At 69.6% G+C, this 23,796-nt stretch carries 23 protein-coding genes, 1 tRNA gene and 2 pseudogenes; 13 read left to right on the top strand and 13 right to left on the bottom strand.

Annotated elements, in window-relative coordinates:
- Positions 1–47: 47 nt before the first annotated feature.
- From OHB00_RS27040 to OHB00_RS27025, 4 genes are all read right to left on the bottom strand, one after another.
- Positions 48–1,199, bottom strand: coding sequence for an ABC transporter substrate-binding protein (locus OHB00_RS27040; RefSeq protein ID WP_406438332.1), 1,152 nt, complete (start codon positions 1,197–1,199; stop codon positions 48–50).
- Positions 1,200–1,316: 117 nt separating this feature from the next.
- Positions 1,317–1,697, bottom strand: a complete 381-nt coding sequence (locus OHB00_RS27035; RefSeq protein ID WP_406438330.1) for a nuclear transport factor 2 family protein — start codon at positions 1,695–1,697, stop codon at positions 1,317–1,319.
- A 35-nt stretch (positions 1,698–1,732) separates the two neighbouring features.
- On the bottom strand, positions 1,733–2,143 hold the full coding sequence (locus tag OHB00_RS27030) for a nuclear transport factor 2 family protein (RefSeq protein ID WP_406438328.1): 411 nt from the start codon (positions 2,141–2,143) through the stop codon (positions 1,733–1,735).
- Between the two features lie 2 nt (positions 2,144–2,145).
- Positions 2,146–2,952 (bottom strand): MBL fold metallo-hydrolase, encoded by an 807-nt coding sequence (locus tag OHB00_RS27025; protein ID WP_406438326.1) that lies wholly within the window; start codon positions 2,950–2,952, stop codon positions 2,146–2,148.
- A 609-nt stretch (positions 2,953–3,561) separates the two neighbouring features.
- Here OHB00_RS27025 and OHB00_RS27020 point away from each other — a divergent pair.
- A complete protein-coding gene (locus OHB00_RS27020) occupies positions 3,562–3,999 on the top strand; it encodes a MarR family winged helix-turn-helix transcriptional regulator (RefSeq protein WP_406438324.1) in 438 nt (145 codons plus the stop codon).
- 657 nt (positions 4,000–4,656) lie between these two features.
- Positions 4,657–4,998, top strand: coding sequence for a hypothetical protein (locus OHB00_RS27015; protein WP_406438322.1), 342 nt, complete (start codon positions 4,657–4,659; stop codon positions 4,996–4,998).
- Positions 4,999–5,016: 18 nt separating this feature from the next.
- Here the strand turns inward: OHB00_RS27015 and OHB00_RS27010 are convergent, their stop codons facing one another.
- Positions 5,017–5,970 (bottom strand): ester cyclase, encoded by a 954-nt coding sequence (locus OHB00_RS27010; RefSeq protein WP_406438320.1) that lies wholly within the window; start codon positions 5,968–5,970, stop codon positions 5,017–5,019.
- Between the two features lie 436 nt (positions 5,971–6,406).
- Between OHB00_RS27010 and OHB00_RS27005 the strand changes: the two genes are divergently transcribed.
- The 3 genes from OHB00_RS27005 (at position 6,407) to OHB00_RS26995 (ending at position 8,085) form a co-directional block, all read left to right on the top strand.
- Positions 6,407–6,616 (top strand): hypothetical protein, encoded by a 210-nt coding sequence (locus OHB00_RS27005; protein ID WP_406438318.1) that lies wholly within the window; start codon positions 6,407–6,409, stop codon positions 6,614–6,616.
- A 156-nt stretch (positions 6,617–6,772) separates the two neighbouring features.
- Positions 6,773–7,303 (top strand): SigE family RNA polymerase sigma factor, encoded by a 531-nt coding sequence (locus OHB00_RS27000; RefSeq protein ID WP_406438316.1) that lies wholly within the window; start codon positions 6,773–6,775, stop codon positions 7,301–7,303.
- Complete coding sequence (locus OHB00_RS26995) at positions 7,300–8,085, top strand: hypothetical protein (RefSeq protein WP_406438314.1); 786 nt, start codon at positions 7,300–7,302, stop codon at positions 8,083–8,085. Before OHB00_RS27000 ends, OHB00_RS26995 begins: the two co-directional genes overlap by 4 nt.
- A 354-nt stretch (positions 8,086–8,439) precedes the next feature.
- Here OHB00_RS26995 and tnpA read toward each other — a convergent pair whose 3' ends face one another.
- Entirely contained in the window at positions 8,440–8,820 is a 381-nt protein-coding gene (gene tnpA, locus OHB00_RS26990; RefSeq protein ID WP_406445997.1) for an IS200/IS605 family transposase, read from the bottom strand.
- Between tnpA and OHB00_RS26985 the strand changes: the two genes are divergently transcribed.
- On the top strand, positions 8,770–9,996 hold the full coding sequence (locus OHB00_RS26985) for an RNA-guided endonuclease InsQ/TnpB family protein (RefSeq protein WP_406438312.1): 1,227 nt from the start codon (positions 8,770–8,772) through the stop codon (positions 9,994–9,996). The two genes, tnpA and OHB00_RS26985, sit on opposite strands and share 51 nt — an antisense overlap.
- Positions 9,986–10,324, top strand: a complete 339-nt coding sequence (locus OHB00_RS26980) for a non-reducing end alpha-L-arabinofuranosidase family hydrolase (RefSeq protein ID WP_406438310.1) — start codon at positions 9,986–9,988, stop codon at positions 10,322–10,324. Before OHB00_RS26985 ends, OHB00_RS26980 begins: the two co-directional genes overlap by 11 nt.
- 126 nt (positions 10,325–10,450) lie before the next feature.
- On the opposite strand, the gene OHB00_RS26975 is transcribed toward OHB00_RS26980, so the two are convergent.
- Positions 10,451–12,148: an RICIN domain-containing protein gene (locus OHB00_RS26975; RefSeq protein WP_406445996.1), complete on the bottom strand. Its 1,698-nt coding sequence runs from the start codon at positions 12,146–12,148 to the stop codon at positions 10,451–10,453.
- Positions 12,149–12,903: 755 nt separating this feature from the next.
- Here OHB00_RS26975 and OHB00_RS26970 point away from each other — a divergent pair.
- Both OHB00_RS26970 and OHB00_RS26965 read left to right on the top strand, forming a co-directional pair.
- Positions 12,904–13,950, top strand: a pseudogene (locus OHB00_RS26970) (helix-turn-helix domain-containing protein).
- Positions 13,947–14,138: pseudogene (locus OHB00_RS26965) on the top strand (YdcF family protein); the annotation flags it as partial. The pseudogenes OHB00_RS26970 and OHB00_RS26965, both read left to right, overlap by 4 nt.
- A gap of 332 nt (positions 14,139–14,470) precedes the next feature.
- Here the strand turns inward: OHB00_RS26965 and OHB00_RS26960 are convergent.
- Positions 14,471–14,671, bottom strand: coding sequence for a hypothetical protein (locus tag OHB00_RS26960; RefSeq protein ID WP_406438308.1), 201 nt, complete (start codon positions 14,669–14,671; stop codon positions 14,471–14,473).
- A gap of 587 nt (positions 14,672–15,258) precedes the next feature.
- Positions 15,259–15,332 (bottom strand) — tRNA-Gly (locus OHB00_RS26955).
- 284 nt (positions 15,333–15,616) lie between these two features.
- Between OHB00_RS26955 and OHB00_RS26950 the strand changes: the two genes are divergently transcribed.
- The 3 genes from OHB00_RS26950 (at position 15,617) to OHB00_RS26940 (ending at position 16,970) form a co-directional block, all read left to right on the top strand.
- Positions 15,617–15,778: a hypothetical protein gene (locus tag OHB00_RS26950; RefSeq protein ID WP_177233016.1), complete on the top strand. Its 162-nt coding sequence runs from the start codon at positions 15,617–15,619 to the stop codon at positions 15,776–15,778.
- 99 nt (positions 15,779–15,877) lie between these two features.
- Positions 15,878–16,453 carry a dCTP deaminase gene (dcd, locus tag OHB00_RS26945; RefSeq protein ID WP_406438306.1) on the top strand — a complete coding sequence of 192 codons (576 nt, stop codon included), beginning with the start codon at positions 15,878–15,880 and terminating at the stop codon, positions 16,451–16,453.
- 10 nt (positions 16,454–16,463) lie between these two features.
- The gene (locus OHB00_RS26940) at positions 16,464–16,970 is read left to right on the top strand and encodes a phosphoribosyltransferase (protein ID WP_406438305.1); all 507 of its coding nucleotides are present in this window, start codon (positions 16,464–16,466) and stop codon (positions 16,968–16,970) included.
- 74 nt (positions 16,971–17,044) lie between these two features.
- On the opposite strand, the gene OHB00_RS26935 is transcribed toward OHB00_RS26940, so the two are convergent.
- The 4 genes from OHB00_RS26935 to OHB00_RS26920 all read right to left on the bottom strand — a co-directional run bounded on the left by OHB00_RS26935 (position 17,045) and on the right by OHB00_RS26920 (position 22,665).
- Entirely contained in the window at positions 17,045–18,076 is a 1,032-nt protein-coding gene (locus OHB00_RS26935) for a YIP1 family protein (protein WP_406438303.1), read from the bottom strand.
- A 35-nt stretch (positions 18,077–18,111) separates the two neighbouring features.
- Positions 18,112–19,536: an FG-GAP-like repeat-containing protein gene (locus OHB00_RS26930; protein ID WP_406438301.1), complete on the bottom strand. Its 1,425-nt coding sequence runs from the start codon at positions 19,534–19,536 to the stop codon at positions 18,112–18,114.
- 50 nt (positions 19,537–19,586) lie between these two features.
- Entirely contained in the window at positions 19,587–21,056 is a 1,470-nt protein-coding gene (locus OHB00_RS26925) for an FG-GAP-like repeat-containing protein (RefSeq protein ID WP_406438299.1), read from the bottom strand.
- A gap of 130 nt (positions 21,057–21,186) precedes the next feature.
- Positions 21,187–22,665 carry an FG-GAP and VCBS repeat-containing protein gene (locus tag OHB00_RS26920; protein ID WP_406438297.1) on the bottom strand — a complete coding sequence of 493 codons (1,479 nt, stop codon included), beginning with the start codon at positions 22,663–22,665 and terminating at the stop codon, positions 21,187–21,189.
- A gap of 329 nt (positions 22,666–22,994) precedes the next feature.
- Here OHB00_RS26920 and OHB00_RS26915 point away from each other — a divergent pair, with 329 nt between their 5' ends.
- Positions 22,995–23,324 (top strand): antibiotic biosynthesis monooxygenase family protein, encoded by a 330-nt coding sequence (locus tag OHB00_RS26915; RefSeq protein WP_406438295.1) that lies wholly within the window; start codon positions 22,995–22,997, stop codon positions 23,322–23,324.
- Positions 23,325–23,796 lie beyond the last annotated feature (472 nt).

Genomic DNA, 23,796 nt, shown 5'->3' with positions numbered 1-23,796 from the left:
CGGCCCATCGCGCGGGGAGTGCGGGGCCGGGCGGCACCGGTCGGCGGTCAGGCTCCGGGGTGCAGTCCGAGCCAGCCCGGTGACGGGTCTCCCTTGACCTCGCCGAAGTACAGGGCGAAGGTCTGCTTCCAGCGCTCGATGGCCGCGCGGTCGGCCATGAACTTGGGGAAGCCGTCGAGGTTGCCGTTGGGGTACTCCCAGACGGGCTTCAGCCCGCTCGGCGGGGTGACATCGGTGCGGACCGACCAGCCGTTGGTGGCGGCCTTCTGCTGCTCGACGGAGAGCCGCCAGTTCAGGTACAGCTTGGCGGCGGTGGGGTTCTTGGCCTGCTTGAGGATCGCGGCCCGCTGTCCCCAGGACATGAACGGCGCCTCCTCGGGCAGCACCCACTTGACCGGCCCGGTGGACAGCGGCGCGCCGGAGCCGCCGATGCCGATGGCCTTCTGGCCGCTGGTGACGGCCGCGCTCGGGGTGTAGCTGCCGCGGGCGAACTGAAGGTCCTGGGTGGCCAGTCGAGCCAGCCAGTCCCAGCCGTACTTCTCCACGTAGAGGGTGTAGAGGTAGAGGACCGCGTCGTCGTCGTGCGGGTAGGAGGAGGCGATCTTCCCCTTCCAGCGGGCGTCGGCCAGGTCGAGGGGACCGCTGGGGATGTCGGAGCCGACCGCGGCGGGACCGTACATGTAGCTGAAGGCACTGACCTGGACGGCGACCCATGCGCCGTGCGGGTCCTTGAAGGGAGCGTAGAGCTTGGAGAAGCCGGCCGGCTTGTAGGCGAGCAGGCGGCCCTGCTCCTTCCAGCGCACGAAGTCCTGCACGGTCTGGAGCTGTACGACGTCGGGTATCAGGGTGTCGGTCGCGAACTGGTTGTCGACGCGGACGTCGTGGTACTTGCTGTAGTCGACGACCACCGTCAGGTCGATGTCCGGGAACCGGCTCTTGAAGCCGTTGCGGATTCCGTCCGCCTGGCTGGAGATGTCACCACCGGCGTAGAGCACGAGCTTGCCGCCCTCCGCGAGGGCTGCCTGGTAGAGCTCGTCAAGAGTCCGCTTCTCCTCGGCGCCGCCCGTCGCCACGCGCCCCGCGGAGGCTTGGCCGGTGGCGGCCTGAGCGGGGGTGACGGAGGCAGCGGCGACACCGAGACCGAGAGCGGCGCCCGCTCCGGTGGCAAGCAGGCGGCGTCGGCTGGGAAGGCTGGTCATGGTGGGGGGAGCCTCTCTGTCTGTTCTGTTCGGTTGTCTGTGTGGTGCGGCTGGACCACGGCAGCGGAGCAGCACGGCGCCCGGGTACGGCACGGATGCCGTGCTGCTGCTGTGGGGTCAGAACATGGTGTTGTCGTTGGCGCTCTTCTCGGGCACCTCCTGGATCACGTCCCAGTGCTCGACGATCTTTCCGTCGGCGACGCGCCAGAAGTCCGCGACGGCCATGCCCCGGTCGCCGGGCTTGAGGTGCAGGTTGCTGTGGGTGACCACCAAGTCCCCTTCGGCGATCACGCGCTTGATGTCCAGGCGCAGGTCGGGGAACTGCCCGCGCAGCCAGTGCACATAGCCGACGAAGGCACCCGGGCCGTCCTGCGCCTCGGGGTTGTGCTGGGTGTAGCTCTCGCCGAGGTGTGCGGTGGCGGCCGCCTCGGGCTCGTAGTCGTTGAATGCCTGCTCGTAGAAGGCGGTCACGAGTGCCTTGTTGTCCGCAGCGGACATGTCTGTCTCCTGCCTCACGGTGGGTGCGGTACGACTCAGTCGTTCATGGCCTCGCGGACGAGCGCCGTGTCGACGAACTGTTCGAAGCGGACGATGAGTCCGCCCCGGACGACGAAGTGGTGCGCGACCCGAACGTCGATCGGCTTGCCCGTGGCCTTGTTGGTCGCGGTGTAGCGGGCGAGGACGACGACGTTCTCGCCGTCGACGACGTAGGTGTCGTCGTGGGCGGTCCAGCCGTCCCACTCCTTGCCGAGCTGCTCCATGACGTTCGAGGTGACGCCCTCGGGCGTGCGATAGGTCCCGGCCAGCGGCAAGCCCGCCATCTCCGTCCACTCCACGTCCGGGGCGAGGGTGGCGCGCAGGGCGTCCAGGTCGCCGGCGGCCGAGGCCAGGTACTGGCGGCGGACGACGTCGGCGGGAGCCGTCGACGAGGCGAACTCGCTCATGGTCAGCCCCACTTCATCTCGCCCTTGGCGACCTTCGAGCCGATCTGGGCGGCGATCAGCATGCCGTTGTCCGGGAAGCGCTTGACGAGGGCGTCGTTCAGCGCGGCGCCGTCGGCGGCCTTGCCCAGCTCCTCCTCGAAGGCGATCAGGTAGTCGCGGGTGGCGGTGATGGCGGAGACGTCCGCCGCGGTGCCGGGGAGGCGGTGGCCGGGGACGACCAACTGCGGGTCGAGGGCGGCCATCTCGTCGAGGAGGTCGATCCAGGCGGCGCGGTCGCCGGGGGTGGGGGTGTCGGCGACCCAGACGTGCTCCTGCTGGAAGAGGAGGACGCCGCCGAGCAGGGCGCGGTGCTCGGCCTGCCAGAGGTAGTGGCGGTCGGGCAGGCCGGCCGGGCCTCCCTTGAGCTCGAAGCGGTGGCCCTCCAGGGTGAGGTCGCCGGTCAGCGGCTCCAGGTCGACCAGGCGGGTGGGGAGGTTCGGGCCGAGCGCCGCCCAGGCCTTGAGCTTGCCCTCGTAGGAGTGGGCGATGTGCTCGATGACGATCGGGGTGGCGACGAACCTCGCCTCGGGGAAGGCGTCGGCGATCACCTCGGCGCCGAAGTAGAAGTCGGGGTCGCCGTGGGAGACGAAGACGGTGGTCAGCGTCTTGCCGGAGTCGAGAATCTCGGCGACCAGGCGGTGGCCGTCGGCGCGGGTGAAGGCGGCGTCCACCAGCAGGGCCTCGCTCTCGCCTGTGACGAGGGTGGCCGTCTTGTTCTTGCTGCCGGCCGGGAAGTCGAGGTCGAGGACTTTGAAGGAGAGAGTGCTCATGCGTGCTTCCTCGGGTGAAGGGTGATGGTCGGGGAAATCGCCTCGCGGCGAGGTGTACGGCGTGAACCGGGTCGAGGCGGGCAGCCCGTGTCGAGCGGGGGTTCAGCCTTGGGTGCCCTGCTGGTCGATCGGGTGGAGGCTGAGGACGTGGGGTCGGACGAGTTGGCGCCGTGTACATCGCCGATGCAGAGGCTGAGGCGGGCCTTGTAACGGTCGAGGGCAGCGCGGCTTCTTCTCGAACGCGTTCTTGAGGTAGTCGTCCTGCCCGGACCTGTCACCACCGGTGAAGACGACGTGCCGGCCGCCTTCGGCCACGGCCTGCCGGTACAGCGCCCGCAACCGGGCCTCCTCGTTTGAGCCGGTCCGCTCGGCGGTGGAGGAGGTGGCGGCGTCGGCCGAAGTGGGCGCGCCGCAGACAGGCCGGACGCGAGGACGCCGTCCATGGGAGCTACGACGCCGAAGGCGGCCAGGACGCGCTTTCCCATGGGGGGACTCCACATCTGTGGGGTGGACACGGCGAAGTATCTGCCGACGCAGACAATATATCTGCTGCAACAGATATTGCAACGGCAGATTCTTCCGCTCATGTCCTTCTGTCATCCTTGAGGAGTGAACGAGCAACTGCTGAACGACGACGACGTGACACTCTTCGGTCTCTTCGTGGAGGCCCACAGCCGCATCAAGCCCCTGGTGAACCGCGATCTCGATATACCGCACACCTGGTTCGAAGTGCTGCTGCGACTGGGCCGCACCCCCGGCCACCAGCTCCGCATGACGGACCTGGCAGAGGCCGTGTCCTTCAGCTCGGGCGGCTTCACCCGGCTCGCCGACCGCATGGAAAAGGAAGGACTCATCCGCCGCGACCCCGATCCTGCCGACCGACGAGCCGCACTCGCCGTACTGACCGACAAGGGCGGTCAGGCGCTCGACCGCGCACTGACCACCCACGTCTCCCACCTGCGCAACCACCTCGCCGGACCACTCTCAGCCGAGGACCGCCGCCACCTCGGGCGCATCCTGCGCACGCTCCGCGACGCGAACGCGTAAGTTCCTGCCCTTGATCCGGATCACCGTCGCGGGCTTCGGACGCTCGGCGGTATTGCCGGGAGTGCGGTGGTCCGCTGCCGCAGACGATGGCGGCGGAGGCGTCAGCAGACCCGTGAGCGAGTCATCGCGACGCAGCGTGGTGAGCAAGCGGAGTGCCCGGTATGTGGCAGGTCGTGGACGGTGCGGGTGGAGCGGTCGAGGACGGCTGTGTACCGCTCGGACCGTTGCCGGGTGCGGGCATGCCGTCAGCGACGTGCGTCGCGGAACGGCGTCACGGAAACGCCGCGGCCGAACGCCTCGCGAACACCTTGAACACCCGCTGTTCTGCAGGGCAGTTGGGGACGACTGACGGGTGCTTCGAGCACCCCGGTCGCGGAAGAACGCGCGAGGCACCTTGACGTAATCGGACTTCGGCTCAGGCGTGAGCGGCTTGCCCAGGCGTCCTTGAGAGCGCATGCCGTGCGTCCACTGCGAGAAGTCGCCGACAGCCATCCGGTCCACCGCGGCGGCCCAGGACGCGCAGGTCTGGCGGGTCCACTGACTGGGTGTTCGGCGTCCAGCCGGCGACCGATCTCGGCGAGCACGCTGCGGTCAGCTGCTTCCCGGCGTCCTGGGTCCCGCTGGGCCCCGCTGGGCCTAGGCGGCTGTCACGACCCGGTGCTGTACGCCCAGCTCCTCGCGCTGATCGAGGGCCGCGTCCAGGCCCAGACCCAGAGCCTCACCGACACCCCCGACCACGAGGTCACCCGTTCCCGCGCGGGCGCCGCTCTCCCCTCCCCGCCGTGGCCCGTCGAGGTCACCGACGACGAGCGGAGCACCGTCCTGACCGCCGCGGACGGCAGGGCCCTGCGCTTGCACCCCGTCCTGGACCCCACCGCACCCGGCACCCGCCCCGAGACGGCGGCCGGCCAGGTCAGCGGCGCCTGGGAGGCGGCCGACGGCACCCGCGCCCGGGCGGTGTTCGCCACCGCGCGCATCGACGGACCGGCACGGGGCTGACGGGCGGGGCCTCGGCCTCTAGAACATGCCGTTGCCGTTGGCGGAGGTCTCCGGGACGTTCTGGATGACATCCCAGTGCTCGACGATCTTGCCGTTCCGCACCCGGAACAGGTCCAGGATCGCCGTGCCCCGGTCTCCCGGATAGTTGACGTAGTCGCTGTGGATGGCCACCAGGTCGCCCTCGGCGATGATCCGCTTCGGGGTGACCGTCAGCTGCGGTGCCGAGGCGAAGTAACCGCCGAGGCCGACCTTCGCGGCGGGCACGCCGCTCTGCATCTGCGTGTTGTGCTGGAGGTAGCCGGGGTCCCAGTAGCGGTCGAGGGCGGTCAGGTCCTTGTGGACTATGAGCTCGTCGAAGGCCTTGACGACCAGTGCCTCGTTGGCCTGGGTGAGCCGGTGGTCCAGGGGCTGCGAGACCTGCGGTGAACTCAGCGTCGAGAACATGTCGTTGCCACTGGCCGTCGTGTCCGGCACGTTCTGGATCACGTCCCAGTGCTCGGCGATCTTCCCGCCCTGGAAGCGGAAGATGTCGATGACGGCCGCGCCCTTGGTGCCCGGGACCAGCACCACGTTGGAGTGGAGCATCACGAGGTCGCCCTGGGAGATGACCCGCTTGACGTTGTAGCGGGCGTCGGGGAACTGCTGGTGGATCGAGGTGGCCAGGGCCTTGAGGCCCGCCGCCCCGTCGGCCGCGGTCGGGTTGTGCTGGATGTAGTCGGGCCGTACGAAGCGGTCGACGACCGCGGTGTCACCGTGCTCGAACACCCTCTTGGTGACGGTGATGGCGACGGTCTTCTGGTAACCGAGGCGGGCGGCATCGCCGTAGCCGCCCTGGCCGTGCGCCGCGTGCCCGGCGGCCGGGCCGTGCGGGGCCGCCACGGCGGGTACGGCGGTCGCGCCCAGGACCGCGGCGGCGGCGAGGAAGGCGACGACGGCCCTGCGGGCGGGGGTGGTGGGGGCAGTAGGGGGCATGGTGCGCTCCAAACGTCTCATGCGTGCCAAACCGGGAAGTAGCTTGAAGTTTCAAACTCTGCATCGGCAGATAACCACCATGGAGCAGTCCATGTCAACCGCCTTTGCCGCCCCTCGGCGTTCCTTGCCCCTCCTCGACGCGCTTGCCTGGGGCGCACTCGAAGCCGTGGGCTAGGTGGTCAACAGGTGGTTGCCGCCCGGGATCCGGACCCTCTGGTGCTGCCGGGAGTGCGGCAGGGTGAAGGTGCTGTCCTTGGTGAGGACCAGCGTGCCGGTGCCGGACACGCGAAGGGCTCCTTCACCGCTGATCACGCCGATGTACGTGTGGGTTCCCTGCGGGACGCGCACGACCGCGTCGCGTCGGGGGCGGCAACCTTCTCGTCCTCTGCGGCAACTGGGAGCCGGAAGGCCGAGTCGAACTACCGGATGGACGGGCATGAGGGAAACGAAGCACGCCGCGCCGCAACCGTGGCGCAGGCGCGGACCGGTCCCGGGCATTCCCTCGGGGCTGCTGGTCGTCGGCGTGCCGGCGTGCCGTCCCACCGGGAGCGGAACCGGTGTAAGGATCACCGACATCTACAGGGAGCGGCTGACCGTCGACGGCACCGCCGTGCAGCCGGCCGACGTCCAGTTCGCCCAACATTGACCAGCCCACATGACCAGCCCACCGGTCCGCCTTCACCGCCCCGCAACCGAGCACGACCGCCGTTCGAATCCAGGGCTGGCCACTGTTAGGCTGCGCTCCCCGTTGTTGAACGCGCAACCAACGCGCACATCATTGCCAGGAGAGGGCGACCGAGGGATGGTCCTCGATGACGCGTCCGCGGAGTTCCACGAATTCTTCGAACGCCACTATGCCGAACTCGCCCGTCTGGCTTACCTGCTGACCGGCGAGACCGACGCGGCGGACGACCTCGCGGCGGATGCCCTGGTCGCCCTGTGGCAGCGCTGGGACCGGTTGCGGCAGGCCGACCACCCGCTCGCCTACGCCCGCGGTGTGGTGGCCAACCTGGCGCGCGGACGGATCCGCAGCGCGGTGCGGGAGCGACGTCGGATCACGCTGTTCTGGTCCCGCAGCCCCGAGAAGGTGGAGGGGCCGGACACGGCGGCCGTGCTGGACGTCCGCGCGGCGCTCGCGCGGCTGCCGTTCCGCAAACGCGCCTGCGTGGTGCTGCGGCACGCATTCGACCTGTCGGAGAAGGACACCGCGGTGGCGCTGGGCATCTCGGTCGGCACGGTGAAGAGCCAGACCTCGAAGGGAATGGCCGAGCTGGAAAGGACACTGGGCGCACGAGCGGCCGGGGACCTGGTGGCAGGAAGGAGGAACCGGTGAACGAGGAGATCGACCGTCGGCTGCGCGAGGCCGCCGAGGCTCACCGGCCCGACCGTGCCAGGATGCTGGCCCGGGTGCAACGCGGCATGGCCGGCCCCGCCGTCCGTCACCGCGCACGGCCGTTCGCGAGGTCCGGGATCAGGATCGCGCTCGCCGGGCTCGCCGCCACCGGCATCCTGGCGACCGGCGGCCTAGCCGTCGCCGCCATCGTCGCCACCTCGTCGCCGTCGCCCACCGTGACCACGCCTGCCACCCCGTCCCCGACCGCCGGCTCCCCCCATCCGACATCGGCCCGCCCCACCCCCGTCGCGCCGGCCCCGGCCACCACCCCGAGCAGCGCGCGCCCGACTCCGCCGGCCCCCAGTCCATCGCCGGCCGCCGGCGAGAGCCAGCACGGGCCGCTGTGGGCGGCCGGCTCGGTGGACCCGGGCAGCACCGTCTACTGGACGCAGAGCAACCTCGCCCTCAAGACGACCCAGCCGCTCACCTCGCTCACGGTCGAGATGCGGATCGTGCAGACCGGCGGGGTGAAGAACACCGGCACCTGGCAGACCCTGCCGAGTGGTGACTTCACCGTCACCGTCCAGGAGGCCGACGGCACGCTGGTCTACCGCTGGGTCCTCAAGCCGGGCCTGACCGTGCCGGCCGGGAGCCATGAGTTCGCCGCGCAGTTCAACAACGGCACCAGTGTCCGCAGTGCCGCGGGCGACGGCTACCGCGTCGACGGGCAGGGTTCGGGCGGCTCCGCGTCGGTCCGGGGAGGGTTCGTCCGGACCCGGTGAACGCAGGCGGGCCGCCGTGGCACCGGGTGGGGACGGTGACGGCGGCCGTGAAAATCTTCCTCGATCGCGGCAACGTTCGTGTGCGTGGCGGCAACTGGCAGGTAACCGGGTCCGGATCAGGGCCCGCTGTGCCAGAAGGACATGCCGTTGTCAGATCAGAACCGCTCTCATCGCCGCCGGCCGGCCACCCGCCGCGTGCTCGCCGCCGCCGTGGTCCTCGCCGCCGCGGCGTCCGGCAGCGGCCGCTACCGGGATTCATTCGAAGTGCCCCGGCGTGCACGCCGGGGGTGAAGCGGATCTGATGGTGGCGACGCGCAGCGTCGCCGCATCTCCTTTGGCGGAGCCGGAGAACGCTCATACCGGCCGGTTCTGCCGTTCGATGTACTGCCTGACCACGGAGAGCGGGGCGCCACCGACGGTTCCGGCGAAGTAGGAGCCGGACCACAGCTTGTTGGCCCGCCAGTAGTGGCGTACCAGGTCGGGGAACTCCTGGCGCAGACGGCGCGAGGAGACACCCTTGAGGGCGTTGACCAGCTTGGTCACGGCGACCTTGGGCGGGAAGTTCACCAGCAGGTGGACGTGGTTGTCCTCGCCGTTGAACTCCACCAGATCGCACTCGAAGTCCGCGCACACCGACCGCATGATCTCCTCCATCCGCCTCAAGTGGGCATCGGTGAACACCTTGTGCCGGAACTTGGTCACAGCTTCCGCCTGTACCCGGACCCTGGCCAGCAGACCGCGTTGGCGAAGGCGTTCGGGTGCGCCCGTGTCGTGTTCAACGACGCGGTCCGCACCCGTGAGGACGCCAGAGCGGCCGGGCAGCCGTTCCCCACGGCCGCAGAGCTGTCGAAGAGGCTGATCACCGAGGCGAAGCAGACGGTGGAGCGGTCCTGGCTGAGCGAGGTCTCCGCGGTCGTCCTGCAGCAGTCCCTGCGGGACGCCGAGACCGCGTACCGCAACTTCTTCGCCTCCATCAAGGGCACCCGCAAGGGCCCCAGGACCGGCCCGCCCCGCTTCAAGTCCCGCAAGGGCGCCCGGCAGTCGATCCGGTTCACCGCCAACGCCCGCTGGAACATCACCGACAGTGGCCGGCTGAACCTGCCGAAGATCGGTCCGGTGAAGGTGAAGTGGTCCCGTGCCCTGCCCGCCACGCCCTCCTCGGTCACCGTCGTCAAGGACGCGGCCGGCAGGTTCTTCGCCTCCTTCGTCATCGACACCGATCCCGCCGCCGACCAGGCCCGGATGCCCGACACCGACCGCACCATGGGCATCGATCTCGGCCTAGCACATTTCGCGGTCCTGTCCGACGGCACGAAAATCGGCTCCCCCAGGTTCCTGCGCCGCGCGGAGAAGAAACTGAAGAAGGCCCAGCGGGAACTGTCCCGCAAGCAGAAGGGATCCAAGAACCGGTCCAAGGCCCGCCTGAAGGTTGCCCGCGCCCACGCCAAGGTCACCGACGCCCGCCACGAGTTCCACCACCAGCTCTCCACCAGGCTGATCTCCGAGAACCAAGGGATCGCCGTGGAGGACCTGGCGGTGGCGGGACTGGCTCGCACCAGGCTGGCCAAGTCCGTCCACGACGCCGGATGGTCATCCTTCATCAACATGCTCCAGTACAAGGCGGAGCGGTACGGACGCACCCTGGTGAAGATCGGCCGGTTCGAGCCGACCTCCCAGACCTGCTCCACCTGCGGCGTCAAGGACGGACCCAAGCCCCTCGATGTCCGGGAGTGGACGTGTGCCGCCTGCGGCGCGGTCCACGACCGGGACCACAACGCCGCGATCAACGTGAAGACGGCCGCCGGACTGGTGGTATCGGCCTGCGGAGCGCCGGTAAGACCAGGAGCAGTCCCGGCACAGCGCGAAGAAACAGGAAGCCGCGGATTCCCGACCGGAAACCGTGCCGCGTAGCGGCACAGCCTCCAGTCGAGAAGGCCAGAATCCTCGGGCCTCAGCCCGAGGAGCAAGTCAATTCCGCTCTTTCACCGCCACCGGCCTGAACGGTCCGTGGGCCCCGCAGGCCGCCACCGAGAGCAGCCCGTTCGCGGGCAAGGCCAACAGCGGTGCCACCTGGACCAACGACATCAGCCACGGTGACCTGGTCCGCACCGACCCCGACCAGACCATGACCATCGACCCCTGCCACCTGCAGTTCCTCTACCAGGGCAAGTCCCCCACCGGGACCGGCCCCTACGACCGACTGCCGTGGCGGCCGGGCGTCCTCACCCTGCAGCGCTGACCGCTGCTCACTGCCTCGTCGAGGAACCCCAGCCGTGCGCCGGCTGGGGAATCCCTTGTCCGCAGCCCGGCGAAGACGACGAAAGCGCCCCCCATCGGGGAGATGGGGGCGCATTCGTGCCTTCGCCTACTTGAGCGCTGTACCGCCCGAGTTGTGGTACGCGATCGTCTTGTTGATCAGGTTTCCGCCGTCGGTCTCGACCGATGTCTGCTCCTGCTGCCCCGGACCGAACAGCAGCCCGGCGACATGGGCGTTCGCCACCTGGTCCATGTGGGCGAAGAACCAGTCCACCTTGTCGTCCTTGTAGTGGTTGAGGGTGTTGTTCTGCGCCATGTTGCCCACGGGGATCTGCCACAGGACCACCGGCTTGCCCACGGACTCGGCCATCGTCTTGTAGAACTTCAGCGTGGCGGCGGCCTTCTGGTCGTTCCAGAAGTGGTCACTGCCGCCGTGGGCCGGCTGTGCGTACCAGCCCGCGTCGCGGTCCGACACGTCGGTGGCCAGGAAGTCGGCGTTCTTGGCCCCGAAGCTCTCGTAGGACTTGACGCAAGCCTGCGTGTTGGTCTCCCAGTCGAAGCAGGAGAGGTGCATCCCGACTTCGGTGTTCGGCGCGTACTTGTGCGCCATCGAGATCAGGCACTGGGCGAGCCCGGTGGCGCTGTTCTCCTGCGATCCGCAGTCCTTCGAATTCGCGCTCTTGACCTGTGCGGGAACCTGGTGCGGATCGCCGAGCGACCGGACGTAGCCCCAGAAGTCGGGCTCGAGGTCGATCGCTTCCTGCGACGTGCCGATCTTCTGGAGGAAGAAACGGTAGTCGTTCAGGTACCGGGTGAGCAGGTCGACCCGGTTGATGGCCTTGACCTCGCCCGGACCGTCGCCCTCGCCCGCCGCATCGCCGAGGTCGCGCAACGAGTACCAGGTCCAGAGCATCTTCTGTGGACGCGATTTGCCCTTGTACGTCGCCTGGGACACCACGTCGTCCCGCCAGGTCACATACGTGCCGGGCGCCGTGGTGCTGCCGTTCCAGCAGCCCCACCAACCCGACCACCCGTCCTGGCATTTCGCTGCCGTGTAGTAGTCCGAAGAGGGCGCGGGCTGGCTGTGCACGTAGGCGTACCGCACGTCGAACGGCGCGGCGGCCGCAGAGGCGTCGGACATCGAGCCGCCGATGAGCACCGTGCCGCTGCCCATGAAACGTGTCGTCGAGCTGCCGCCACCGGCCACGGGAGACGGGGTGGACGACGGCGTGGACGACGGGTGCGAGCCGCTCGGAGCCTGGCTGGTGGGAACGCTGCTGCTCGGCGCGGTGGGTGTACCGGAGCCGCCGACGCTCCCGGCCGGGACGAGCTGCCACTGCTGATCGGCGCCGCCCCGGTCGCGGTTCTGGACGACACCGCTCCCGTTGGCTTTGGCGGCGTTGTGGACATCGACGGCCATCCCACTGAAGCGATTGACCAAACGCACGTAGCCGTCCGCCGACTTGGCCAGTTTGAACTGCTGGTTGGTGCCGTTCAGGTCTTTCCACTGCACGATGGCGGAGCCGGCGGTCTTCGACCAGCCGAGGTCGTCCAGGACCTTGCCGGAGTTCCGGTTCTGCAGCCGGTAGTACCCGTCACCGGCGTCGATGAACCGCCACTGCTGGTTGGGGCCGCCGTGACGGCTCCACTGCACCACCGCCGCGCCGTCGTTCTTGGCGGAGGCGCGGTCGTCCAGCACCTTGCCGCTGTTGCGGTTGACCAGCACGTACCACTTCTTCAGATCCAGGGTCTTTTGCTGCGCCGAAGCCTGGCTGACCGCGACAGCCGAGCCGGCCACGACCACCATGGTGAGACCCGCCCAGAGGCCCCGACGCGCGAGCAACCGCCGGCCACGATGCTTCGGGCGGCCACCGCGCGCGCCGCCGTCGGCACGGTGGCCGCCGACGCGGGACGCCACTGATGACGTGGGTGGGCCGGGGACATGTCTGTGCTCTCGTTCCAGGGACATGCCTGTGCTCTCTTTCAGCCGTTGCATCTGACCGGACCACCTGGCCGGACAACGCTGAGTGGTCCGAGAGGCCGAAAAGGTTGCCGCGAAGAGCCACAGAATTCTCTTTCGCCTTGACCGCTTCCCGTTCGCTGCGGAGTGCGGCACGGCTGACGTCGGCGGTGGCGAACGCCTGATGGCCGCTCCCGGCCCTCGCTGCAGGCGAGTTCACGGGCCAGGGCCACGACGGAGGGTTCGGCGGGCAGTTCCCAGGTGGCGACCTGGCTGGTGCCAAAGGTCCTGGTCCGGGTCAGAAGGAGAGCGACGTCGTCCGTCTGGGGCTGAGGGAGTAGGTCGTGCAGGATCCGGTCGCAGGTACGATGCGCTGCTGTCTTGGGGCTGGGTGCTGCTCGCTTGTTGCTTCGGCAGATCCGGGGACTCCTGTTGGATGTTGGGTCCATCGTCCGCGCGTGGCATGACCTTGTACGTACGGTGCGAGGCCCGGCGACGATCCGCGGCGGAACACGTCGGCGTCGGCACTGACACGGCCCCAGCACTTCGCGCCCCAGGCCATCACTGAGAGTGCTTCCGTACGTGACAGAGGGAGGTCGTCCGTGGTCAGCGTGCAGCAGTGGACAGGCCGGGAGGCAAGCGCCTTGCGCGCCGCCCGGCGCATGAGCACCCGTGCCTTCGCCGAGCACCTCGGTGTCGCGCTGCGCACCGTGGCCAAGTGGGAAAGCCTCGGCACGGAGACCCAGAGCCCCGACCGGATACGCAGGCCATTCTCGACACCGCGCTGTCCCGCGGGGACGCCGCCGCCCATGCTCGCTTCGAAGCGCTGCTGTTCCCCGGGCGGAGGGCCGCGCGGCCGGCGGACTACGAGACCTGGACCGAGGACATAGAGCGCGCCGTGGTCTGCGTCAGCCGCCAGGACTTCCCGTTCGCCTCGACCCTGCTGAACCGCTGGCTGGGCAGTCACGACCCGCGCGACCTCGACGACACGGGCCTCTACCTGTACGGGCGTTCCCTCGTGCTGCTCGGTGATGTGCAGCGTGACCAAGGAGCGATCCTCGGTCCGCTGTCCGCACGCCAGTCCTACCTGACCGCGCGCGCCATGTTCTCCGAACTCGACATCCCGCGCCGACTGGCCCAGATCGAGCTGTCCCTCGCCGTCGTACAGGAGATGTCGGGCCGGCTCGACGCGTCCGCCCGCTGGTACGAGCAGCTCGCCGCAGACGAGCGCCTCAGCAGGCGTGACCGGGCCCGGGCACGCCTGTGGATCGGGACGGCCCTGAGCAAGGAGGGCAACAACGCCTACGCCACCACGGTCATGACAGCCGCCACCCGCGAGTTCGAGGAACTCGGCGAACCGGAGGACTGGTCGGTCGCCCACCAGGAACTGGCCCTGGCCCATCGCGGCGCCGGCAACCTGACGCAAGCCCTGCACTGCATCGACATCGCACGCACCACCGGCACGGTCGACTCCCCCATGCAGCGGGTGCGGGTTGGACACCGCGTAAGGGCACATCCTTCTGTCGGACGCGGCGACCCGGAATGATGGGCTGTCCGTCCTCGACCAGGCGGCACAGATGGCACGCCAGTACGGGCTGAGCCACCAGCTGCGCAGCATCGAGGGCATCCGAAAGGGCCAGCAGGGATGAGCCAGGGAGTGCCAGTGCCGGAGCACGAGCAGCGCCAGAGCACCGACGAGCAGTTCCGCGACGCGACGCTGATCTGGAACTTCCACCAGATGGGGCACGAACAGCGGCCCTGCTCGGCGGCGATCGGCCTCGGCAGCCACGACCTGGGCGTGGCCACCGCGGCCGTCGACCTCTACCGTGCCGGCCTCCAGAGCCCTGCCCCACCGAGGAAACGCTGCCCGTACAGCGGGCCGAGCAACTGGTAGCCGGCAGCCCTGCGGGCCCGGTCAACGCGGCCTGGCACACCAGCACACCCAGCCACCGTCGACAGCGCACCTCGTACCAGCCCTGGCGTAGGTCGTCGACGGCCAAGCGCGTCCGGGGCCGCGCGGGACGGGGCAGTGTCCCGGCCCGCGCGAACAAGAGCGCCGACGCAACGAAGGTGACCGCGTCCCAGCCGATCGCCCACGCCGGCCAGCCGCCGCGTCCAGCACACCGCCCAATGCCGGGCTCGCCGCCTTCCCCGTGTTCTGCCCGAACTTCAGCAGTGCGTTGGCGGTGTGCCGTTGCCCGGCGGATACGACCTCGGCGACGGCACCGTCGGCCGCCGGGGCGAAGAACCCGCCCGCGGCCCGCACACCCCGGCCATCAGTGGCAGCTGCCACACCTGGGCCGCACCGGACACCAGCAATACGACGGCCAGCGCCTCGGCGAGCGCGCAGGCGAGGTTCGACCACACCATCACCGAGAGCAAGGGGAGCGACCGCCGAGCCCGTCCACGACAGCAGCCGAGCGGTGAAGTGCAGCCGGAAGCCTCGGTGAGCGAGCGGCGCCCCGGCCGCGTGGAGCCTGACCCGCCAGCCGATCCGCAGGACCGCCGGCCTCGCGTCTCCCGAGTTCAACGGCCGCATCCTGACCAGTTCCCCACTCCACCACCAGGCCCATGGAATCCCGATGGCGAAGCCCTTCGGGAAGATCGCTGCGACTCCAGGGCAGCGACCCGGCCGGAGCCCGCAGCACTGCATCCCGTCGGGTGAGCACTTCCGGTGAGCGAAGCCCAACGAGCCCCGTCCACAGTCCGGCCGCCCCTTGGCCGCGAACTCGCCATTTGCTATGGCGACTTCACACGCACCCCGCAATACAGTGACGCAGGGCACAGAAAATGCGTCTCGCCATTCGAGATGACTCGGCGTCAGTGTTGCCAGAGTGGCGACTTGGGGCCGCCGTCGCGCCCACCTGGGGGCGACTTAGGGCACGCGGAGGGCACGGAGCCCCCGAATTGGACTAGACAACAAACAAACCCCAGGCCGTTGACCTGGGGTTTCACTCTGGAGCGGGTGACGAGAATCGAACTCGCGCTCTCAGCTTGGGAAGCTGATGTTCTACCATTAAACTACACCCGCGTAAGACGCCGACGGAGTCGGTGTCCGAACGCTCGCTCACTGTACCTCATGACGGACCCCCGGTGCTCGGACCGTGGGGTTCGCGTGCGTTTCCGGGGTGGGCCGGGGAGTGGGATCCGGGTGCGGGCGGCGGGAGTTGGGGCGTACCGTGGAGGTGTGGGAGAGGGTCCGGGCGAGGTCGGAGTGCCGCCTGGAGAGCCGTCCCTTTGATCCCGTAATGTGGCTTTCCGTCGTCACGGCAGTAAGCCCGACGCGGCTCCTGGGGAAGGGACTTAAGGGACTTGATGGAACGCACCGTCGTCCGCTGTGCCGAAGGGCACGTGTTCAGCACCGCTTCGTTCCCGATGCAGCAGGCCGAGCGGCTCGGCCCCGGTCGGCTCGTCCGGTGTCCCAAGTGCGCCCGGCTGCGCAGCGTCGTGCCGGTCGCTCTGGAGAAGCAACAGTAGAGAACAGCGGTAGAGAGCAGCAGCAGAGAACGGCACCAGCTGGGCGCGTGGACTCGTCATGGTTTTCGTCGGTCCGCGCGCCTTGCGTATCCTCGGGGCGTGCTTCTCTCAGACAAGGACATCCGGGCCGAGATCGACGCCGGGCGGGTACGGATCGATCCATACGACGAATTCATGGTGCAGCCGTCGAGTATCGACGTCCGGCTGGACCGCCTCTTCCGGGTGTTCGAGAACCACCGGTACCCGCACATCGACCCCTCCGTCGAGCAACCGGACCTCACCCGGCTCGTGGAGCCCGAGGGCGACGAGCCCTTCATCCTCCACCCCGGTGAGTTCGTCCTCGCCTCGACGTACGAGGTCATCACGCTGCCCGACGATCTCGCCTCGCGGCTGGAGGGGAAGTCCTCGCTGGGGCGGCTCGGGCTGGTCACGCACTCCACCGCCGGGTTCATCGATCCCGGGTTCAGCGGTCACGTGACCCTTGAGCTGTCGAATCTCGCGACCCTCCCCATCAAGCTGTGGCCGGGCATGAAGATCGGGCAGCTCTGCATGTTCCGGCTCTCCTCCCCCGCCGAGCACTCCTACGGCAGTGAGCGCTACGGCTCCCGCTACCAGGGGCAGCGCGGGCCCACCGCCTCCCGCTCCTACCTCAATTTCCATCGGACCCAGGTGTGAGGGATCAGGCATGAGCAGCGGTAGCGACGTCCGGGAGAATCTCAGCTACGAGCAGTTCGGCGTCGCCGTCCGCGAGCTCGCCCAGAGCATCGCCGACGACGGGTACGAGCCGGACATAGTGCTCTCCATCGCCCGCGGCGGGGTGTTCGTCGCCGGCGGGCTGGCCTATGCCCTCGACTGCAAGAACGTGCACCTGGTCAACGTGGCCTTCTACACCGGGGTGGGGACCACGCTGGAGATGCCGGTGATGCTCGCGCCCGTCCCCAACGTCATCGACTTCAGCGACAAGAAGGTCCTCGTCACCGACGACGTCGCCGACACCGGCAAGACGTTGAAGCTCGTCCGCGACTTCTGCCTCGACCACGTGGCCGAGGTCCGGTCCGCCGTGATCTACGAGAAGTCCCAGTCACTCGTGAAGTGCGAGTACGTGTGGAAGCGGACGGACGACTGGATCAACTTCCCGTGGAGCGTCCTGACGCCCGTGGTGAAGAAGCCCGGGCAGGTTCTCGACGCCTGAGGATGCCCCCGCATCCGAGAAGACGAGAAGGGCCCCGGCGTGGCAGCCGGGGCCCTTCTCGTGTGCGGTCGGTGTCAGAACGTGCCGAGCTTCACGATCGACAGCAGGGCGATCAGCTGGATCGCCGAGGCGCCCAGGGCCTTCGGCCAGGGCAGGTCGTGGGACTTGCCGACCATCAGGGTGAGGAGGATACCCGCCGCGACCCAGGTGGCCCAGCCGAGGAGCTGGACGAAGCCCGCGTTGCCGCCGAAGAACATGGCGAACAGGAGACGGGGGGCGTCGGTGATCGACATGATCAGCATGGAGAGGCCGACCGTCGGCTGCCAGGCGCCGTCGCCGCCGAGCTGGCGGGCCAGGGTGTGGGTCACCACGCCCAGGACGAAGGCGGCGAGCACCATCGCGATCGCGGTCACCAGGACGATCGGGACCGCGTTGCTGAGGGTGGCGTTTATGGCGTCCGCGCGGGCGCCGTCGAAGCCGAAGACGGCGAGCAGGCCGTAGAGGAACGTCACGATGAGGGCGGGGCCCCACATCGCGTAGTCCCGCATCTGGAGGAACGTCCGGTTCGGGGCGAGGACGATCCCCTTCAGCAGGTCCTTCCAGTGCAGGCGCGGGCCGATCGGGCCGGACGGCGCCGCCGAGCCGGCGTGGTAGGTGGCGCCCTGCGTGTAGGCGCCGGCCTCGTCCACCGAGAAGGCCTGGGTGTGGCCCGGCTGGTTCGCCGCGTACGGATCGGGGCCGCCTGAGCCGGATCCCCCGCCGTAGCCGTGGTCGTCGCCGAAGTACTCCGGGCCGTCGCCGCCGCCCTGTCCCGGCTGGCCGCCGCGCGCCTGCGCCTGCGGCCAGCCGGACCCGCCGCCGCGCTGCGGGTACGGCTGCGGGGCCGACGGGTACCCGTACGACGGTCCCGCCGGCTGCCCGCCGAAGCTCTGCGGCGGTGCCTGCTGCCCGTACGCGGGTTGTTGCGGTCGCGCTTGCGGGGCACGGTCGTACCGGCCGCCGCGTCCGTTCCTGAATCCAGCCACGTCATCGAACGTACCCGGTCCCGGAGATCCGTGTGGCGGGCTCGGGCACCCGAGCCCGCCATTGCGGCAGAGCTGTGACATCCCCTAGGGGGCGACTCAGGGCCGCTCGGTGCGGCTCACTGCGCGAACAGGAAGCCCAGCTGCGACCAGGTGCCCGGCAGGCCCGCCTGCGCCGCGGTGAAGCTCACCGCGCCCGTCGTCGTCAGGCCCGAGGAGGAGCCGCGCAGGGCCCACACGGCACCCCGCCCGCCGTTCTCGTGCCGTGCGCCGACCGCCAGGTCGGCCTTGTCGTCGCCGTCGAGGTCGGCCAGGTGGACGGCGGTGCCCCAGAAGTCGTTGTCCTCGTTCGTGTCCGGTACCCCGGGCGTGTTCTGGGTCCAGCGGGTCGCGCCCGCGCCCGTCAGGCCGGCCGCGGAGCCGCGCAGCAGCGTGACGGTGCCGGTCTGCCGGGCCGAGGTGACCCCTTCGTAGGGCGTGCCGACCGCCACGTCCGCGTAGCCGTCGCCGTCGACGTCGCCGACGGAGAGCGCGGCGCCGAACGAGGAGGTGCCCGGCGCCCGGGTGGCGCCGGGGACGCCGGGGCTGTCCTGGGTGAGGGCCGCCTGCGGGGTGGGGCTCACGCCGTGGGCGCCGCCCAGGTAGGCGAGGACCTCGCCGGGCCCGACCGTGTCGCCGTAGACGAGGACGTCGGACGTGACGATGTCGTCGTAGCCGTCCCCGTTGACGTCACCGAGGACCGCCCGCTGCTTGCCGCCGTCCACCAGCATCCGCAGAGCCTTCGGCCGGGAGTCCGCGCCCAGGTACACCAGGTTGCCGTCGACGTACTCGCCGCTCCCCGTCCGGAACCTGCCGCTGATCACCAGGTCGTCGACCCCGTTGCCGTTGATGTCGCCGGCGGCCAGGGACCGGGAGCCGTAGCTGTCACCGGTGGCCAGGGAGGGCACCACCCAGGTCCGGGACGCGGCCCCGGCGGTCTTGGTGAATCCGCCCCGGAAGATCTGCACGTCGGCGCCGGTGCTGCCGACGGCCAGGTCGGCCCGGCCGTCCGCGGTGAAGTCTCCGACGGCCAGGGACATGCCGAACCGGTGGTGGGAGGAGCGGGCCGGGTCGGAGGCGATACGGCCCCCGGACAGGCCCTTCTTGCTCCCCCAGAGGATCGTCACCGACCCGGCCTCGCCGTCCTCGCCCTCGGAGCCGACGACCAGGTCGGCGTACCCGTCCCGGTTCAGGTCGCCGAAGGCGAGCGCCGAGCCGAACTCGTCGTCCTTCTCGGCGGTGCCGGGGACGCCCGCCGAGTTCTGGGTGACGACCGTACGGTTCGACGCCCTGATCCCGGACCTGGAGCCGTAATTGACGACCACCGCGCCGGCGTCCGCCCTGCCGCCGACCGTGGCGCCCGGGGCGGCGGTGGCGAGGTCGTGGTAGCCGTCGCCGTTGAAGTCGTCCGCGTAGCGGGCGGGGGCGGCCGAGGCGGGGGTGGCGAGCGGGACGAGGCCCGCGGTGAGGAGTGCGGCGAGGAGCAGGGTGGTCCGCTTTGGCATGGATGTCCCCCGTGAAGTGGTGAGGTGGCGTGACGCCGGATGAGGGTGTGTCAGCCGGTCAGGCCCGTGCCGAACGCGCCGTACGTGCGGGAGAGTCCGAACGTGCCCGGGCCGAAGGACTTGGCACCCGTGGTGGTGATGCCGGAGGCGCTGCCGCGCAGGGCGGTGACCGCGCCGACCCCCTCGTCCTCGAAGCCGGCCGCGACGGTCAGGTCCGCCTTGCCGTCCTTGTTGACGTCCGAGAGCACCAGGTCCGAGCCGAAGTAGTCCATGGACTCGGCGGTGCCGGGGACACCTGCGGTGTTCTGGGAGATCGTACGGGCGCCGGTACGGGAGACGCCGTCGCCGGAGCCGTTCATCAGCACGACGAGGCCGGTGTCCTCGGCCGCGCCGATGTCCTTGAAGACGACGCCGATGGCGAGGTCGCCGTAGCCGTCGCCGTTGGTGTCCCCGATGGAGACGGCGCCGCCGAAGCCGTCGCCGGCCTTGTCGGTGCCGGGGACGCCCGTGGCGGACTGGGTGAGCTCGGCCATGGGGGCGTCGCCGTTGACCGGGCCGCCCCTGCTGCCGCGGATGACGACGACCTGGCCGCCGAGGGTGCCGGTGTGGTCGTCGTCCTTCGAGAAGACGTTGCCGATGGCGATCTCGTCGTAGCCGTCGCCGTCGATGTCGCCCAGGGCGAGGGAGGTACCGCCGTTCAGCGGGCGCGGCTGGGTCGTGACCACGCCCGTGGACGCGCCGAGGTAGGCGGCGCCCTTGGACCAGCTGCCCGAGGGGTCCGAGGTGAGCGCGGTGCGGTAGGTGAGGACGAGGTCGGCCTTCTTGTCGCCGTTGGTGTCGCCCGCGGCGAGCGCGTCGATGCCGAACTCCGCCTTCTCCGGCGTGGGGACCTTCTGGGTGCCGCCGGTGGTGCCGGACTTGGTGAAGCCGCCCTTGACGATGTAGGCGTACGACGCGGCCGTGCCGGACGCCAGGTCGGCCTTGCCGTCGCCGTTGAAGTCACCGGCGGCCAGCACCGAGCCCCAGGCCTCGTGCTTGGCCGCCGAGGGGTCCTTGACCGTCGTGCCGTTCTTCAGGCCGCTCGCCGAACCCCACAGGATCGTGACCGAACCGCCGTCGGTGTCCGTGCCGCTGTCCTCGCCGGGGGTGCCGACGGCGAGGTCGGTGTAGCCGTCCTTGTTGAAGTCGGCCACGGCGAGCGCGTCGCCGAAGAAGTCCTCGGTCTCGGCGGTGCCGGGGACGCCCGCGGTGTTCTGGCTGACGATCGTGCGCTTTGCGGTGTTGAGTCCGGAGGCGCTGCCGTAGACCACGGCGACGTACCCGGCCATGCTCTTGCCGCCGACCTTGGCGTAGGGGGCGGCGAAGGCGACGTCGCCGTAGCCGTCGTGGTTGAAGTCGGCCTTGTAGGCACGGGCCGTGGCGGCGGACGCGACGGGGGCCGAGAGGGTCAGCAGACCGCCGGTCAGCGCGGCGGCGGTGGCTGTCGCGAGGGCGAGGCGGCGGCGGTGATGTGCGTTCACGGGGAGGGAGCTCCTGGGATCGGCGACAAGGAACGTCAAGGCACGTCAGGCAGGTCAAGCAGGTCGGACAGGTCGGGCACACGGAGGAATGAGGTGTCCCGACCTGTCCTGGCCCGTCCGGGCCTGTGGGTCACTCGGCGAAGATCGCGCCGAGCTGCGGCTCGCCGGTCGTGGACACGCCCAGCTTGCTCGCGGCGAGGGCCCGGGAACCGGTCGTGGTGATCTTCGAGCCGTTGGACGGCAGGTAGGTGACCGCGCCGTCGCCACCGTTCTCGTACGAGCCGACGATCAGGTCGGCCTTGCCGTCGCCGTTGACGTCGTCGAGCTTGACGTCGGCGCCGAACAGGTCGTTCTTCTCGTCGTCGCCGGGGACGCCGGCCGTGCTCTGTGCGAAGGACTGGGCGCCGGAGGCGAGGTTGATCCCGGTCTTCGAGCCGTAGAGGACGGCCACCTGGCCGGTGTTGGTGTTGCTGCCGATGTCCTCGTTCGGGGCGGAGACGACCAGGTCGGCGTAGCCGTCGCCGTTGACGTCACCGAGGTCGATCTCCCAGCCGAAACCGTCGCCCTTCTCGGAGGTGCCGGGGACGTTGCTGCTGTTCTGGTTGAACATGGTGGCCTTGGCCGGGCCGGAGGCGCTGCCGTAGGTGATGGCCACCCTGCCCCCGTTGGCGGAGTCCGGGAAGACGGTCCCGCCGCTGCTGGCGTCCCAGGCGGCGCCGCTGACGATGTCGCCGTAGCCGTCGCCGTTGATGTCGCCGACGCCGGTGACGATGCCGCTCTTCAGCGTCTTGGCGCCGGTGACGGTCAGGCCCTTGGAGCTGCCCGGCAGCCAGTAGTTGGTGTTCCAGTGGTCGCTGGTCTTCGTCTCGTACCCGTCGACGACGAGGTCGGTACGGCCGTCGCCGTTGACGTCACCGGCGGTGAGCTTCATCGGGCCGTAGGGGTAGGAGCCGGTGCCCGGCTGGATCGGCGGCTTGACGGTGTACCGGCCGCCGGGCGTGCCGCTGGTGGAGAAGCCGCCCTTGAAGACCCACAGGGTGGCGGCGGAGCTGCCGACGGCGAGGTCCGCCTTGCCGTCGCCGTCGAAGTCGCCGGCAGCGAGCTGCAGCCCCCAGTAGTCGTGGCTGCTCGGCGACGGGTCCTTGATGTCGACGCCCTTGCCGGTGAGGCCGCTCTTGGAGCCCCACAGGAGGGTGACGGTACCGCCGTCGGTGTCGGTGCCGACCTTCTCCGACGGCGAGCCGACGGCGAGGTCGTCGTAACCGTCGGCGTTGAAGTCGGCGTACGCCAGGGTCTCGCCGAAGTGGTCACCCGCCTCGGCGGTGCCGGGGACACCGGCGCTGTTCTGGCTGAGGGTGGTGCGCTTGGCGGTGGTGACACCGGTGGCGGAGCCGTAGAGGGCGATGACCTGGCCGGCGCCCTTGTGCCCGTTGACGTAGGCGGTGGTGGCCGAGGTGGCGATGTCGCCGATGCCGTCGCCGTTGAAGTCGGCGCGGGCGACCTTGACGGAGTCCGCGGCCGACGCCGAGGCGGCGGAGAAGGTGAGCAGACCGCCCGTCAGAGCGGCAGCGGTGGCCGTCGCGAGGGCGAGGCGCGGGAACGTGTGCATGCGGGTCGTCTCCTGCGGCATGCGGGGGCCGCCCGCACCCGGCGGACGGCCGGAGTCAGTGATGTCCAGCGATCAGGAGACCCGCGCCAAGGAGTAAGGGTTGTGCATGAGTTCGGTGAATTCTCCGGGGCGGCTGTGACTTACGGGGAGTTCGGTCGCCGCTGATGCAGGAGGGGCCCATGAGCGTAGTCAAGATCAACGTGCTGGCCGCATGCGGTGGAGAACTCGGACGGGCTCGAGTGGTTCGAGCTGCTGCGGCCGCAACGGGTGGGCTGATGTAGCACTAGTCGCTCACGCGCTTCTGATCACGCCTCCGGCAGGATGGGAGCATGAGCGTAGTCAAGATCAACGTACTGGAAGTGCCGGCGGAGCAGCGGGAGACGCTGGAGAAGCGGTTCGCCCATCGCGCCCATGCCGTGGAGAGCTCCGACGGGTTCGAGTGGTTCGAACTTCTCCGTCCGGTCGAAGGAACTGACAGCTACCTCGTCTACACGCGGTGGCGCGACGAGGAGTCGTTCCAGGCGTGGATGGAGGGGCCCATGAAGGCGGCGCACCAGGGCGGCGGCGAGGAAGGCGGCGAGAAGCCGAAGCCAGCAGCGTCGGGTTCGACCCTGTGGTCCTTCGAGGTGGTTCAGCAGGCCGAACCAAAGAACGCCTAGACCAGAGGCCACCCAGCCTTCATCACCGACCGGGTGCACGTTGACATAGACCATGAGTTCTCCGACTGCGCCATCTGTCGGCTCCCCTCATACGCCGCGGCCAAGCTCTGGAGGCGCCCTGCGGATCGCCTCAGAGATGTGAGTGGGTCTGAGCCTGTCCTCGGTCGAGGATGGAGCGCATGCAGCAGGGCCTCTTCCTCGCCAAGGGAAGGGGCCCAGTCGTGTCGGGCCTGAACAGCCGCAGAATACGGCCGGACTCCACGTATTGAGGGCATGCCCGCCGGTGCCGGTCCCTCAAGTTGAGCTGCGGTGCCTGAACCGCTGGAGTCAACGCTTTCATGGATGTACCACAACTCCCAGTGCGTCCTGCTTGCATAGCCGGGCTGCGCGTGGGGACATTGACGGCTACGGCCTACCGCTACACAGAGGAGAACGGATAGAGGCGGCTGGGCGGTTTACGCAAGGCGAGAAG

The sequence above is a fragment of the Streptomyces sp. NBC_00631 genome (assembly GCF_045206895.1).
Taxonomy (GTDB): domain Bacteria; phylum Actinomycetota; class Actinomycetes; order Streptomycetales; family Streptomycetaceae; genus Streptomyces.
Note: the sequence above shows the minus strand (reverse complement) of the source record. Positions and strands in the feature narration are given on the sequence as shown.